Origin of the sequence: Bacillus sp. BB081, assembly GCF_008368895.1 — a bacterium.
In the GTDB taxonomy this organism is placed as follows: domain Bacteria; phylum Bacillota; class Bacilli; order Bacillales; family Bacillaceae_G; genus Bacillus_A; species Bacillus_A wiedmannii.
The window spans coordinates 1-15,989 of sequence record NZ_QOZX01000082.1 but is presented as its reverse complement, the minus strand read 5'-3'; the positions used below and the strand labels follow the sequence as shown (position 1 = coordinate 15,989).

The following is a 15,989-nucleotide window of genomic DNA, read 5'->3' as shown; positions in this document are numbered from 1 at the left end:
TATTAATAATAAAATAAAAAAAGCCCCCTGAAAGGAGCTCCTTACATTACAAAACACTTAAGAAATCCTTCTAATAACAGCTCTACTTAAGATTTTGGGTATGGTTATCACTCATCCACCCTCTGTTTATTACGATAAACAATTGCCCTAAGACTATTCTCTTTCTGTGAATTATTTCAAGCTCTCTTGATTTTCTCCTTTTGTAAAATTTACCTCAAAACAAATTAACTAGATAACAAAACGTAAAATAATAATGCAGCTGCCTCTTGCCGTTTCATACTTTGTTTTGATAGATAATCTGCTGATCCATCTTCATTATATATAACCTCAGGCCCTACTAAACGATGACCTACAATGTTTTTCACGGATTCTATTGCCCATTCATCAGTTTCTCCCTTTAATGTTGCATCTGCAGATGGCGCTCCTAACATTTTTAAATACTGCCAGGTAATCCATGCTGCTTCTTGTCTAGTAATTGCACGGCCTGGATGGAATTGTTCCCCTTCTTTTTCATATAAAATACCAATTTCATATAACTTTTGAATATGTGGTGCATATGGATGATTTTTCACATCAGAAAACACTGGTTCTTTTTTTGAAGGTGGCGTAAAGTAAGCAATTTGAGATAACCAATATGCAAATTCTGCTCGTGTAAGAGAAGATTCTGGAGTGAAATTCCCCTCCTTATTTGCTTGTAATACCTCGTATTGATGTAAAGGATTTATAAACTTAGCATATGGATGATTTTCATCTACGTCTTTAAATCTCTCAGGCTCACTTAGCTTCACCGCTGAACTACCAGAGTTCCAATGTATCATTTCTTTCACGGTACCATCTTTGTGAAGTTTAAACGCCATATAATTCCCTTTTTCATCCTCAAATAGTAAAGGGTCTATTTGTTTTAGCTCCTGTTTACCATATGCTTTATCACTTACATATAATTTTCCTTCACTTATGTTTACATGTGACATTAGGTTTTTTAATCTCAAATCTCGGTAAACCCCTTCAAATTTCTTTAATTCTTCTTCATTAGGGTTTAAATATTCAGGTTTTGTTTTCTCTGGGAAATATTGATTCATAAAATCATCAAATACTTCAACAGGTAGTGCTGAACTATCTTTATTTGTAACAACAAAAACTCCAATTTTATGCTCTGGAATTAACCACATTAAAGATGAAAAACCTGGTATATTTCCACCTTTACCAAACACATATTGCCCATTATGACTTTGCGGTGAAAAGAACTCAAATCCGTATGTCATATTAGGGTATTTGGGATGTAAAGCAAATTTTGTTTTTTGCATATCTTCTACAGTTTCTTTTTGTAGTATTTGGTTATTTTTAAATTTACCATCATTCAATTGAGCAATCATGAAATTGGCTACATCACTCCCTGTAGAAAACATACTCCCTTGTGGCATATCTGTTGGTCTTGTTTGATAAAATGGGATGGCATTACCTTTAGCATCATATCCTGTTGCTAACTTTTCTTTAATAAAATTAGTCATAACAAAACTGCTATTATGCATTTCTAAAGGGTAAAAAATATTTTTGGCCATATATTTGTAAAAAGGTGTGTTTGTCAGATTTTGAACAATATACCCTTGAAGCATAGAAGCAAAATTATCATATGTATATGTATCTCCTGGCTTTCTCACTACTGTGGGCATATTATCCTCTACATAATCTTTAAGCATTGTGTAATCATTATCTTGATAATGGATGTCCTCTGGTCTAGGGTCTACGTAATCAAACCCTGTTGTATGGGTAAGTAAATGCTCCATTGTAACTGGTTCACCCATGTTATTTTGGTACTTTAGTCCCCCCATATAATTTAATATATCTTTATTTAAATCAATTTTCCCTTGTTCAACTAATTGCATGACAGCACTAGCAGTAAAAACTTTTGATATTGACGCTAATCGAAAAACTGTTTTTTTAGGATCGATGGGAGTATTCTTTTCTTTATCGGAAAATCCGAACCCCTTTTGAAATAGAATTTGATTATCCTTTACAACGACAAGAGCTACACCAGCTGCGTTTTCTTTTTTCATTTTTTCTAGAATTACTTTATTGGTGAATGCTTCTACATCTTTAGGATTTAATGTTATAGGTGCAACGGTTTCGGCTTTTGAATAATTGCTTCCCAGAAAAACTAACAAAAAACAAACACTTACAGCTACTAACCTTTGAAAATAATTTTTCATTCTTTTTTTCCTATTCCCCAAATTAATTCCCCCTTTAATAATAGATTTATTGATTATTCAGCCATAGGTTAACCAACCATATTCTACCATTATATAGGTATTTTTTCTAATTTTATTTCAATTCTGTCATTTATTAACTACTCTCCTTTGGAATTAGTTCATATATATCATTAGGTTTTAGTTATAGTAAATGATATAGCATACAAAAATGTGTGACAGTCTTTAATGTAGACTTTCATCGACAGGTTTTTCATAACATCCTATATGAAGAAAACACCCATCCTTTATAATCAATACATTTGGATGAGTGTTTTGTAACGCATTACTTATTCTATTCTTACTGGCTATTAAGATATCTAAAATGATATCTTATTATTTAAATTCTATTAACTGTATATATCTTTTTCTATATTCTTTAACAACATTTCTAACCTATCCCTAGTAACTTGATTAAAATGTGGATTTAATTCCTTTATTATGAATTCAAGTAACTCATAGCTTATGTATTCACCCAATTTCAGTGAATACTGTTCAGCTAAAAAAGACTTTAATTTTTTAGAGATATCAATCTTATCCTTTTTACTAATCTTTATCCCCATTCGATAACAAACCCCTCTTAGATTAATCTTACATGCTAATCAAAATAATTTTTTAATATTTATGAAACTTTGCTGTTTACTACCTTATTAGATATACAACAAGGTAGCCTATTCATGTCATAATATTCAATCACCTGAGAACTAGTCACTGTTGCTTATCATTTTTATTTTCGAAGTACCTCTGATGTATATATTACACATTACAATATACAAAACAAAGCCCAAATACGGAACTTTTAACTTTATCAATTTTTTTAGAGACTTCACATAAAATTACCTTTTTCATATTATAAAAAATTTTTCTATAAATTTTTCATACTTTCTACCTTTTTGGCACTTTCATTACTATAAGTTGAAATTTTCCTCATTTTTAAAATAATACAGCCTAGACTCAATGCAAAAAGAGAAAATATCCCAAAAGTAACAGTGATAGTATTTAATGATAGACTCCAGCTAATTAGGAAAGATACTAATGCCCCCCCTAAACTAGCCGATGCAATAAATAGACTAGTCACTTGATCAATATTATTTTCCATAATATAGGAAGCTAAGATTAATGTTATTGGAAAAACACCCGCTATAACTAAACCAATAATAAAGATGATAAACAAGTACATACCTGCACCTCGAACAAAGGGAAATAAAGATAAAAGAATTACTAATGTAAAGCAACTAGATGTAATGTATGTCCAATAATTAAATTTATGGGCTAGCTTACTTACAAGTATTCTTCCTATAACTATTGCTAGCCAAAAACAAGATATACTTACTGAACTGATTAATTCATTATTGGTAAGAAGCATTATTGTAGATAAAAAATTTGCAAGATTAGTTTCTATGCCTGCATATAAGAATGCAAAAAGTGAAATAAATAATATAACTGTAATCTTTTCACTTTTAAATTTCAGAGTGAATGAGGAAAGGGATGCTCCTCCCTTTTCATTATTTTGAGGAGAAAAATTTAGAAATTTTGTACGTCCAAGCATGTACCAAACAAATAGTGTAAAAATAAAGAATAGTAATATCCCATAAGGAATAAAATACCATTCATAAAATTTTGTAATATAATTAACTAGTAACGGAAACCCTAGCGCCCCAACCCCAAACCATACTTCGAGAATACTAAATTTAGCAGCACTATTCCTTTCTGCTGAAATAATAAAGGAACCCACCGTAGTTTCTAACAAACCTGCTCCATAGCCTAATACAAAACAAATAACGGCTAAATATGCCCATTCTTTAATATATATAAAACCTCCTAGGACGATGGACATTACTAAAACACCTAATGTTATTGTTTTAAAATAATGATACTTTCTTACTAGTATGGGTGAACTTAGAACACCAAATAAAAAACCCGTAAATTGAAAAAATATTAAAACACCTAATTGATCAGGAGTTTTTCCATAATATTGTATTAATGAAGGAATTAAACTACCTATACAAACATGTATTATTCCTACAATAAAATAAAACAAGCAACCATAATAAAACATTAACCGCATCTTTTCTCAACTCCAATCCAAAATAAAAACAGGGATTTAAGTAAAAGTTTTAAACCCCTGTTTTTACCATAAAACTAAATAGTTGCTACAGATCGTTCTTTATTACTACTGCTTTTATCAAAAAACATATCCAATATTACTTGTGAACGAAATCCATCTTCAAATGTTGCTACAGACTTATTTGGTCCACCTTCCGCAGCATTAGCCCATTCTATAATTTCACTTCTAAAAGAATCAGACCATTCAAAAATCTCGTTTTCTGGATCGACTAGTAAAGGTAATGGTAACGGGATTTCATGTTTTTCCAATCCATCAAAGAGTATATATTTATTTGGCTCTTTAGAAGAATACTTATATTCTTTCTTCGTACCTATTACCTCTATACTAAAACCACAATCGTCAAGAAATGAACTTTTAGATGTTGTAATATTAACAAAAACCTTATTTTTCAATTGGCCATAAACCTCAGCATAGTCATCAACAAAAACTGGTTTGCTTTCTTTTTCCTTAACATTTGTTTTAATTTTAGTACGAACGGTATCCTCTCTAAAATCACTCTCAAATAAAAACCATAGTAAATCTATTAGATGAATTCCCAAATCTCCCAAGGCCCCACTAGTTCTATTACTTTGAAAATCATCTCGCCAAGTAAACGAAGTTCTCCTAAAAGCGCTATTCTTTTTAAAATGCAACCTTACCACTACTATTTCCCCTAATTCTTCATTTTGAATTAATTGTTTTAAAGCCTTAACATAAGATAGATAGCGATAGTTAAACCCCATTGAAGCTACTAAATTAGTATTTTTTGCTATTGCCATCATGTATTTTGCTTCTTCACAAGAAATAGCCATTGGCTTTTCACATAACACATGCTTATTTTTTAATAACGCTTGAACTGCTTGAGATTTATGACAAAAATTCGGGGAAGATATTATTACCCCATCAACTACTTCTAGTAACTCTTCATAGCTATTAAAAACCTTCCCACCAAAATCCCCTATCAATTTATCGGCATTCTCATAATTAACATCATACACTCCAACTAATTTACAATTATCAACAGTTGATAATGCTCTAGAATGAGCTCTTGCAATACTTCCTGCACCTATAATTCCAATATTCATTATATGAACATCCCCTTTTAATTAATAATGTGCTTTAGAGTATTTAAAATTCCAATCGAGTATTCACCTTGAGCTAACATTGAGTGTATTTTTTTAGCCTCTTCTGTTGCATTTTCTACTAAATAACCATGTCTTACAGCTTGTAGCATTCTTAAATCATTCCCACTATCTCCAAAAGCTATTGCATTTGTTTTATCTAGTTCGTACTTGTCTAAAATAAATTTCACTATCTCATCTTTACCTGTTCCAAGTGGAATAAAATCTACATCATAGCAATTTTCTGGATCACCAGCTAATGGATTACATTTGTTAATATTAACTCCAACTTGGAATACTTCTCCGATTTCTTCTATCTTTTCTAAATTCTTTGCATCAATAAATTCATTTTGCTCTTCATAATAAAAATTAAATTTGTACTTAGAACTTCCTAATTGTGTCTGAGGTCTTAAAAAAATTTCATATTTTATTTCTAGCAATTTGATAATTCTTTCAATCTTCGAAGAATCAAATCCACCCTCTATAATTCTGTCTTCCCAAATTTGATCATCTATAGTAGTCCCATTACTCTCAAAGTACGTTATTTCTGTACCTAATCCACTCGCCACAAAATGAGGAAAATACTGAATACCACCCTTTTTCATTTTTTCAACAATTGATTCTAAACTACTTCCCGTTACCCAACCAATTACTATATTCCCTTTACTTCCGTGTTCATACAAATACTTTTCTAACAATTTCATATTGCTTCTTTTAGAATCATCCATGTTATGAGGATAATAAGTTTCATCAAAATCACAGAACACTACATATTTCGGGTTTTTAACCTGTGGTAGTCTTTCAAAATTTAAAGACTTTAAAACTTCATTACTTATTGACATTGAATAATCCCTCCAAAACGAAATTTTGCTCTTCTAACATCATATTTGGATGTAAAGGTAGATGTAATATTTCTTTATGAACTTGCTCTGTATTTACCATATTATTCTGCAAATCATTTTCCTTTACCCACTTGGTATTTTGTTTATGAGATAATACTGGATAATAAATATCTGTTTCAATGTTATACAATTGGTACAATTTATTTTTCAACTCGTCTCTTCTTCCATTTTCAATTCTAATCGGAAAAAGGTGCCAGACATTATCTTCTGTCATCATAGGTAGTTTTATTAATTCTCTATCCTCTAAATCCTTTAACTCACGAATATATCGTTGAGCTAAATACGCTCTTTTTAAATTGTTGTATGATAAATACTTAATCCTTTCCAAACCAATAGCTGCTTGCAAATTATCAATTTTAGAATTGAATCCAAAGTCTAATACCTTTTTATTTTTTTTATCAATTTCAAATCCATGATAACTATATTGATTGCAACGTATTGCAAGAGTTTCATTATCGGTAACTATTGCACCAGCCTTACCACATACACCAAAATTCTTATATGGGTTAAAACTAAGAACAATAATATCTCCATATTCTCCAAGATTTGAAGAACCAATAGCTTGACATGCATCTTCAATAACTCTTAATTGATATATATCCGCGATTTCACGAATTTTTTTCATTTCACATTGTTTACCATACAAATGTACAGGCAAAATGCATTTAGTTTTTTGGGTTATAGCTTCTTCGATTTTAGACGGATCAATACAATAACTCTTCTGATCTATATCTACAAATATAGGTTTTGCTCCGACCGCTAACACAGCATTTTCAGTAGCAGCAAAACTATTAGCTGGCATAATTACTTCATCCCCCGGCTGGATACCAATAGATAACAATGACACCATAAGAGCATCTGTACCACTACTTGTTGCAATTACAAACTTTTTATTTAAATAACTTCCGATTACTTCTTCTAGTTTTTTTGAAAATGGTCCACTTGTAAATTGGCCTGTCGGTAAAACATCTTTTAAAACTCCTATAATTTTTTCAACCTCATCTTGAGAAATCAACCGATTAACTGGCATAAATTCTATTTTCTGTATATTTTTTCTGCTATAATTGAAAATATCTTTGTCTATATCAATATCTATTTTCAATTTATTTTCCCTAAATAATTTCTCTTTCATCCTGTGATTCGGTAATATATTACTAATTTCAAATTCTTTTTCTTTTGTTTCCCCCTGTAGGCACTTTAATAAAGCTAAATTGTCTTTACTATGTCCAGAAATTGTAGTAAGAGTTTTCACGTTAAATCACCTCTAAGAAATTATTTTGAAAATCATGAGTAGACTATATTTTATGTTATCGATTACATGTCAACATTTTTTTTACGGAGGGTTTCTCTATGGTAACAATTAATGAAATAGCTAAATTATGTAATGTATCAAATGCTACGGTTTCAAGAGTTCTAAATAATCATCCTTATGTAAATTCAGAAAAACGTGAGAAAATAATAAAAGTAATGCAAGAATTCAACTATACTCCTAGTTCTATTGCTAGGAATCTTAGAATAAATAAGACACAAACCATTGCACTATCAATTCCAAATATAGATCATCCCTTTTTCGGAAAATTAGCTAGAGAAATTTCTAAAGAATTATTAAAGCATAATTACAAATTGCTAATTTATCAGACTTTTTATGAGAAAAAAATTGAACTTGAATTACTTTCCTTACTAAAGAATAAGGCTGTAGATGGTGTAATTCTCGCATCCCTAGAAAATAGTTGGGAAAATATAGAGCATTATTTAGCATATGGGCCCATAATACTTTGTAATGAGTATGAGGAAAATGCACCTATTCCAATAATTTGTTACGATGAATTTGAAGCTGGATACAAAGCTGTTAAACATTTAATAAGTAAAGGTCATAAAAAAATTGGCTTTTGTTTTGATTCTCTTAATAGTCAAGCACAATTAAAACGCCAACAAGGTTATCTGCATGCCTTAAAAGAAAAACAATTACCATTCAATAAAAAATGGCTATTTGGAGATGCAATTACTATTAATGATGGGTTTAGAATTTTTGAGAAGCTAGATAAATTAAAAGATAAACCTACTGCATTATTTACAGGAAATGATCAAGTTGCTGCTGGAGTTATTAAAGGAGCTACTATTAAAGGGTATTCTATTCCAACTGACTTAGCTGTTTGTGGTTATGATAATCAATTAATTTGTACAGTTACAACCCCAACAATTAGTACTATTGATATTCCAATTGTTAAACTGAGTAAACGTACCGTTAACGAGATACTACTATATATAAATACAGATGAATCTATTAAACGTAAAATTATTGAATATCCTACAAACTTAATTATCCGTGAATCGACATAATTAAAACAAAAGTTTCTTCTTAAACTTATCTAATAAATAAAAATAAAAAGAGGACGTAAATAATAATGCGTCCTCTTTTTATATCAAATTAAAATAATCCATCAAAATGCTTTTCACGAAGCTAGATAGATAATGTTTTTAAGAAAGATAACAACTTACATATTAGCTGTTACAATAGGTGGTATCACATAATTCACACCTATTACAAGCATTACATATCACTCATATTCCGATACCCTTTTTAGATATATAGAATAATAAAAAAATGTGAAATTTTATATCATTATGTAAGACATTTGATATCAAATATATTACATTCACTATGAAATTAGTTTATTTATAGGATTTCTATAGATAAACAAGGTACTAAATTGACTCTTAAGTAGTCATTATCATTACATTTGTCAGAAAATTGAAAAAATATGTGTAGATAGATATCATTGTGAATGAATATATAATTAATTTTAATTTCCTGACATAATTTCACATAATTCTTAAACTAGTTTTTTGCGTGCATTATGAAATAAAATATTGCATCGTGTCAGTCTTTAAAAGATTATATATCATAACTTTAAGGGAGGAAGGAAAACTATGAAAATGAAAAGAAAAATCATGATGACGACAGCACTTGCAGCTACATTAGCTACAGGTGCACTACCGACTACATCGGTGTTGGCTGCAGAAAAAGAGGCTCCTATCCAACAAAAAGAGGAACAAGTGAGTATTCAACCATTAGCACAAAATAATTTAGAAACAGCTGTTAATGCTGCCTTAAATGGTCCAGAAGTCAAAAAAATAAAAGTGTTTGAGCATGAATTTAACGTAAAAGAAATAGAAGTAGTAAATCTAGGTGCAGGAAAAAAATATGTTAAGGGACAAATTTCACATCATTTAAGTTTCCGTCCAGATGATCAATTTTATTATGAGTTTACTGTGCAAGATGGAAAAGTAGTAGATAAGCCTGTATTTAATATTGATAGAGGTGGTTGGACACCATTTGCTGCTCCGCTTTTATCAATTCTTGCTGCGTATAATGGGATTCCAGTTAATCCAAATGATTTAAATGCACTTGGTCAACAGATTGGAAAAGTTATAGATGGAAGCTGGGAACATGCAGCCCAATCTATCGCAACTGTAGTTAGTTTAAGTTTTAATGAGTAGAATTTTTAAATTTTTTATTAGCCTTGCAGAGGCCCATTTTTCGTAGGTAGCCTTGTTATAAGAGATTCTGAAACAGCTATAAATAGATTTTTACCACTCAGTCACATTATCTTGATTTGTTAACCACCTTATCATTCATTATATGTCACAAAATAGAAGTCTTTTTTAAGACTTCTGTTTTGTTTGTATACAGTACCGCGGAAAATTTGTTTTTCACCTATCTATGCTTCTATTCTTTAAGAATCCGTTTGGCTATTAGATACAATTTATTACAACAAACTATTAAAGTCTCAAGTAAATTACTACCTCTATTTTTAATTTTTTCAATCACAAAAATTCATTACTTTAAGAATGAAAACAATAAATATAATAAAAAATCATTTTATTTTATTGTATCTATTATTTAAAAGTCAGGAGAGATAAAATGAACAAAATAAAAATGAGAAATTTCTTTAAAATTAGCATACTCACATGTTTTACACTAGCAAGTTTAAGTACACCATCTCCTATTTTAGCTGATAGTCATCCAGGTTATTCCTATGAATCCAATATAGGATATCAAAATCCATCGTGGATGTCGAAAGTAGAAGATTCAACAAAACTAAGTAAAATATCTATTCCAGGGACTCACGGTACAATGGCTTTACATGGAGCAAGTTTTCTTGATGAAAATTTGACAAGAAATCAAACTATGAGTCTACCCCAACAATTAAATTCTGGAATTCGATATGTAGATATGCGTGTTAAACGTGTAAAAGATTCTTTTGCAATGTACCATGGGATTGTAAATCAAAAAGCAATGTTTGAAGATGTATTAAAAGAGGCAATTCAATTTTTAAAAGATCATCCTACAGAAACAATTTTAATGCGCTTAAAAGAAGAAACTACTCCTGAAAGCGGCTCACTATCATTTGAAGAAATACTTAAAAAATACAAAGACCTTAATTCCTCCTATTTTTGGGATTCAAGTTCTGTACCAACTTCAAAAAGAAATAATCCTACTCTAGGCGATATCCGAGGGCAAATTGTAATCTTACAAAACTTTACAGCCTCTCAGCAATATGGCATTAATTACGATAGCTTAAATATACAAGATACATTTGAAATTGAAAACGGACCAGACGGAATGTATGAAAAATGGAATGCGGTGAAAACCCACCTTCAAAATACAAATAATAATTTTAACAATGATAAAATCTATCTTAACCATTTTAGTGGCACAGGTGGTGCAGCCGCATTTTTAAATAATGTATATCCTTGGTTTGTTGCAAGTGGAAAAGAGAACAGAAATACTGATAGTAGTCCTAAGTTGATTCAAACGAATCTCACTAATGCGTGGAGTGATTTCCCCCGCGATAGAAATGGACAAGTATATTATGGTGGTATGAATACACTTGGGACCGAACTCTTGCAACAAGGTGGAATTAAACATTCTGGTATCATCGCAGCTGACTTTCCTGGGCCAGGTTTAATTGACAATATCATTAAATTAAATGGTATACATTTGAATGAAAAAGAAATATTAATTTCGCAGATTTCATCCGAATCTAGCCCTTTATCCGGACAAAAAAACCGATCCAGTCAAAACTTTAAAATTGATAGTTTACCTGTAGGTACTAAGGAATTAAAATGGGTTATTGAGCCTTCAGAAAAAGATCATCCTTCTACTATTTCTTTCAATGTAATGATTGATGTTTCCCTAGGTACAGATTCTACTCGTTGGAAAAATATTTCACATGGATCTAGGACTGAAGCTTACACGAATACTAAATATTATATTGCAAGTCCAATTGGTGCCACTAACAAATTTACAGTGAAAATATACGCTATTACAAATTAGAAAATAAAGAATCCCAATGGAATTCCATTGGGATTCTTTAATAATTTCATTTCGTATATGTTGAGATGGAGATTAAAAACTTCACCCCTGTTTCGGTATTGCACATAGAATTAGTGATAACTACCCTTCCCCGCTTATCATTTATTCAAAACTGGCTTCCAAAGCGATAGGGCAAAAATCCAATTTGAGTCGCCATTTCCTTGATGATTTTGAACCGCTTCATACACTTTTCCTTCATGTACTACTCTATCACCTTTAGTGTATGCCTTTCTTGCATCCCATTTTTCATATGTGGAATCCTCTGACTTTGTCGTTACATTCAAAACATCACTTCTACTAGATTCATTTCCAGCTAAATCAACCGCCGTCACTACATACTTATACGATGTATTAGTCTTCAAATCTTTATCCATAAAGGATGTATTATCAGCTGCCCCAATTTTGTTCATAACCCCAGCGCTTTCTCTATATACAATATAATGGTCAACACCTACATTATCTTCAGACGGACTCCACATCAAATCAACAGTTGTCGCTGTTTTACTCATACTATGTAATCCTTTCGGTTGAGTCGGAGCTTCTGTATCTGGAGTTTCATTTGTTGTCTTAACCTTTAGTTTTTCACTTTCTTTTGATATGTTTCCAGCAGAGTCTAATGCCTTTATAGTATAGGTATATTCCGCATTTGCTTTTAGTTTTTTATCAGTAAAAGTTGTACCTGGTACCGTATCAATTACTTCTCCATTGCGTAACACTTGATATTCTTTTACACCTATATTATCAGTAGAGGCCTTCCATGTTAGTGCAACACTATTGGCAGAAACTTTAGACGCATTTAATCCAGTTGGTTGACTTGGAGCTACTGTATCGGGAGTTTCATTATTTACTAGATTTACATCAATTACATTATAAAACGCATTTGACGTATCTGCTACATCCCATACAGCTAAAATAACATGATAACCATTTCGATCAGTTGGTACATTAATTGTATGTGTTAAATTATTTGATGCGGCCGAACCGTCATGGTTCACAGTTCCAATTGGTTCTAATTCAGCACGTGTTAATGGTTTATTAGGATCCCATCCCTTTTTTGTAATGTAATAATGCCATTTACTTGTAGAATGTGCCGCTGTATATTTCCATGTAAATGTATTTGCTCCACCCATAATCGTATTTTTAAACCAGCGATTTGATGTTTGTTGGTCAAGAATCCCTCCAAATAGTCCTCCTGCCGAAGCGATTTTCCCATCAATCGGTCCACCATCTGGGAATCCTTTAGGTGCTTCTAGGCTTTGAGGCTCGTACATTATATTTCCACAATTTAAATTCAATGCTCCATAATTCTGACTACATAAAGCAGCACGACTGCTTGGCTTTTCAACAAATCCATGTGCATACGCACTTTGAGGAATCATTGTAATAGCCGTCATCCCTGCAGCTAAAACACAAGCACCAATTCCTTTTTTACTTTTTCTTAATCTTTCAAATTTAGATGTAAATTTCAAATTCATTCTTGTCCCCCCAATATATTATTGTTATCGCTAATATAATAGCAATATAAAGATAAACGAACAAATTACTAGTAAATATACTAATATCACTCATACATTGTTACATTTATTATTATTTTTAATCTCATATAAAAATAAAATAAATACAATAACTCTATTTTGTAACATTATGTATTAATAGAGGAATAAAATCCTTATATTATTTCACAAAAAATTCAAATATTAATTTAAAGAATTATATTTACCCTCATGCTGAAAAAATACAATTTTAAAGTAAAAAAGTCTGGAAGAAGCTGATTAAATCAGTCTCCTCCAGACTTCACACTTCTACTATACAACATACATACAAGTCATTTCCAAGGCTAAATTCACACATATTTTCTAAAACCGAAAAAACACAATAAATAATCTGTTTATATTCAAATGGTGAATGCACACAAACACTTTAATCTTAGATACATGTTCCTATAAAATACCTCTAGATATCCAACTTAACTTTATAGTACTTGTGAATAGTCATCTTCTACCCTGTGAATCCTTACTTTAAACAAATCATCTAGAGATTGATAATGTAAGGTAAAAAAGAGAATTGACAATCCAATTCCCCCATAACATTCTATTAATTTATTATATGATTTTTACCTAATAAGGTACAGGAACAAACAAAAAACTTCAGTGTGATTGCAATTATTATAAATATAAACGTTTTTAGGGTGAAACGTTTAAAGGGTACTTTACTGAATTGTTATTAACTGCTCCTGTACCTAGTATTTAAATTAACTTATGTCAATATATTTTACAATACAAGTGTTAAACGTTACATATTTCTATATTTAATGATACATTTCATCAATATAGCCCCCTAATCTTTAGGCTAAATATAGAAATTTAGGCTCGTTAGGATTTAATTGTGGAATTCTCATCATTGCAAATGAATTGATTAGGCACATAACTGTCACAAATTAATTACTTATCTATTTTTTCAACTATGAAAATTTTATTACCACTTCAATATTTACTCTTAAACTAAAACACATTTATACCTACAATTAATTTATTATCTTTCAAAAGAGTCGATAGTTTTATATTTTTTATTTTTTTATTGTACATTTGTACATTTGATGTTAGGATTATGCCTATTAAAATTGAATCCTAACGATTCTTCTTTATAATTTCTATATTTTAAATACCAAATAAAAATATAGATTCTGAAACACGATCAAAATCAGAACAAAAATGTCGTTATTTTACAATGATGTCGTGGAATACCTTTAGAATGGAAAGATACATGCAACAACGTGTTAAGGGGTTACAGGGGGAACAAAAATGAGAGACTTTTTTGATGATAAGTATAAAAATATTGAATTAAAAAGGAGGTTAATAAATTTAATAAGTGACATTAGCGAGTTCAAAGGAAAATTAGCTGCTTATCAGGAACAAAACCCTGACATATTTAATAATTTAGAAAAAACTATACCACTACATTACATAAAAAATTTCACAACTATTTATGAAGATGTAAAAGTTCCTAATAAAAGATTAAAAGAGCTTATTTTAGATGATATCGTACCTCAAAATATTTCTGAAGATGCTATTTTTTGTTATTATCAAACACTTTCTTTTGTACATAAAAACTCCTGTACTTTATTAATTAATCCAGCAACTATACAGGAATTGCATTTTCAACTAATACATTACATTACCTCGGACAGTGCCAAATGGCGTGAAAAACCTTTTATTATTCCAGGAATTCCAGAACATGGAATGCACTTGAATAGTTACCGCATTCTTCCGCATGAACTTATTCCACAGTTTATGGAGCAATTATGTGATCAATACAACTCATTAAATACTAGTAAGGGGCTACATTCACTTTTATTAATAGCTCGTTTTATATTAAATTTTTATTGCATAGTCCCTTTCAATCAAGGTAATAACAGGCTGGCATTTATGTTAATGCAATTGCTGTTAATTAAGAGTGGACATACATTTGTAAAATATGTATGTTTGGATAAATATATTAAGAAACATGAATCTGATTATTACAATTCGATTTATAAATCTTCGGTGAATTGGTACTGCGAGGAACATAATAATAGCTTTTGGTTAAAAACGTTTTTAACAATTATATTAGAGGCTTACAAAGATCTTCATAACACAGTTCTAGATTCTATATGTAAACATACTAAAGTTGAGAGAATCCAGGATTTTATACTTAAACAAAAACAACCCTTTACTAAGGAAAGTATTCGTAACACTTATCCAGACATTGCAGAGAGTACAATTAGTAAGGCATTAAATTCCTTGCAATTATTTGGCCATATTAAGCTAGTTACAAAAGGACGAAACGCAACGTGGATTAAAATTTGACCATACTTTCAAGATACCTGAGGTTCAAAAATTCAATTATAACTTTATCATTGAATTTCATGACTTTGAACTCATATTCATTGAATTTCACTTTAATTTTTAGCTATTATTACTTTTTTAGTTATTTCTAATTCCAACAAGATATTTTATAGGAAAAGGTCCGCTTTCCTCCGCCTTTTCCTATAAAAAAATTAGATATAAACATAAAATAATTGTCGAAAAAAGTCGTATTTTAATATTTTTTCTTTATTTTCTAGTTGTAAACGTTTCAATTTCATGTTAACATCTTAATCAAACAATAGATGGTAATAAAAATGAAAATATTTCTTTCCCTTAGAAACATATAAACGTACGGTACTATCAAGAAAATAAGGCCAAAGAAATATTTGAT

11 protein-coding genes are annotated in these 15,989 nt (G+C 30.4%); 4 read left to right on the top strand and 7 right to left on the bottom strand.

The genetic code is table 11. From position 1 onward, the window contains the following. Nucleotides 1-224 precede the first annotated feature (224 nt). The 6 genes from DN394_RS25180 to DN394_RS25155 all read right to left on the bottom strand — a co-directional run bounded on the left by DN394_RS25180 (nucleotide 225) and on the right by DN394_RS25155 (nucleotide 7,625). On the bottom strand, nucleotides 225-2,207 hold the full coding sequence (locus DN394_RS25180; protein ID WP_149294352.1) for a serine hydrolase domain-containing protein: 1,983 nt from the start codon (nucleotides 2,205-2,207) through the stop codon (nucleotides 225-227). A gap of 386 nt (nucleotides 2,208-2,593) precedes the next feature. Beyond that, the gene (locus DN394_RS25175) at nucleotides 2,594-2,806 is read right to left on the bottom strand and encodes a DUF2164 family protein (RefSeq protein ID WP_000511538.1); all 213 of its coding nucleotides are present in this window, start codon (nucleotides 2,804-2,806) and stop codon (nucleotides 2,594-2,596) included. A 302-nt stretch (nucleotides 2,807-3,108) separates the two neighbouring features. Beyond that, nucleotides 3,109-4,311, bottom strand: a complete 1,203-nt coding sequence (locus DN394_RS25170) for an MFS transporter (protein ID WP_001238649.1) — start codon at nucleotides 4,309-4,311, stop codon at nucleotides 3,109-3,111. Between the two features lie 74 nt (nucleotides 4,312-4,385). Beyond that, nucleotides 4,386-5,435 (bottom strand): Gfo/Idh/MocA family protein, encoded by a 1,050-nt coding sequence (locus DN394_RS25165; RefSeq protein ID WP_001020532.1) that lies wholly within the window; start codon nucleotides 5,433-5,435, stop codon nucleotides 4,386-4,388. Nucleotides 5,436-5,452: 17 nt separating this feature from the next. After that, on the bottom strand, nucleotides 5,453-6,313 hold the full coding sequence (locus tag DN394_RS25160) for an HAD-IIB family hydrolase (RefSeq protein WP_000028126.1): 861 nt from the start codon (nucleotides 6,311-6,313) through the stop codon (nucleotides 5,453-5,455). Beyond that, nucleotides 6,300-7,625 (bottom strand): DegT/DnrJ/EryC1/StrS aminotransferase family protein, encoded by a 1,326-nt coding sequence (locus DN394_RS25155; protein ID WP_000855155.1) that lies wholly within the window; start codon nucleotides 7,623-7,625, stop codon nucleotides 6,300-6,302. The genes DN394_RS25160 and DN394_RS25155 overlap by 14 nt, the downstream gene beginning before the upstream one ends. Before the next feature lie 98 nt (nucleotides 7,626-7,723). Here DN394_RS25155 and DN394_RS25150 point away from each other — a divergent pair, with 98 nt between their 5' ends. The 3 genes from DN394_RS25150 to DN394_RS25140 all read left to right on the top strand — a co-directional run bounded on the left by DN394_RS25150 (nucleotide 7,724) and on the right by DN394_RS25140 (nucleotide 11,714). Further along, the gene (locus tag DN394_RS25150; protein ID WP_000256376.1) at nucleotides 7,724-8,713 is read left to right on the top strand and encodes a LacI family DNA-binding transcriptional regulator; all 990 of its coding nucleotides are present in this window, start codon (nucleotides 7,724-7,726) and stop codon (nucleotides 8,711-8,713) included. Nucleotides 8,714-9,304: 591 nt separating this feature from the next. After that, on the top strand, nucleotides 9,305-9,874 hold the full coding sequence (locus DN394_RS25145; RefSeq protein WP_064056232.1) for a hypothetical protein: 570 nt from the start codon (nucleotides 9,305-9,307) through the stop codon (nucleotides 9,872-9,874). Nucleotides 9,875-10,298: 424 nt separating this feature from the next. After that, nucleotides 10,299-11,714, top strand: a complete 1,416-nt coding sequence (locus tag DN394_RS25140) for a phosphatidylinositol-specific phospholipase C (RefSeq protein WP_001033587.1) — start codon at nucleotides 10,299-10,301, stop codon at nucleotides 11,712-11,714. 137 nt (nucleotides 11,715-11,851) lie between these two features. On the opposite strand, the gene DN394_RS25135 is transcribed toward DN394_RS25140, so the two are convergent. Then, nucleotides 11,852-13,228, bottom strand: coding sequence for a lytic polysaccharide monooxygenase (locus DN394_RS25135; protein ID WP_001049445.1), 1,377 nt, complete (start codon nucleotides 13,226-13,228; stop codon nucleotides 11,852-11,854). A gap of 1,326 nt (nucleotides 13,229-14,554) precedes the next feature. Between DN394_RS25135 and DN394_RS25130 the strand changes: the two genes are divergently transcribed. Beyond that, on the top strand, nucleotides 14,555-15,598 hold the full coding sequence (locus tag DN394_RS25130) for a Fic family protein (protein ID WP_001204203.1): 1,044 nt from the start codon (nucleotides 14,555-14,557) through the stop codon (nucleotides 15,596-15,598). The last annotated feature ends 391 nt before the right edge of the window (nucleotides 15,599-15,989 follow it).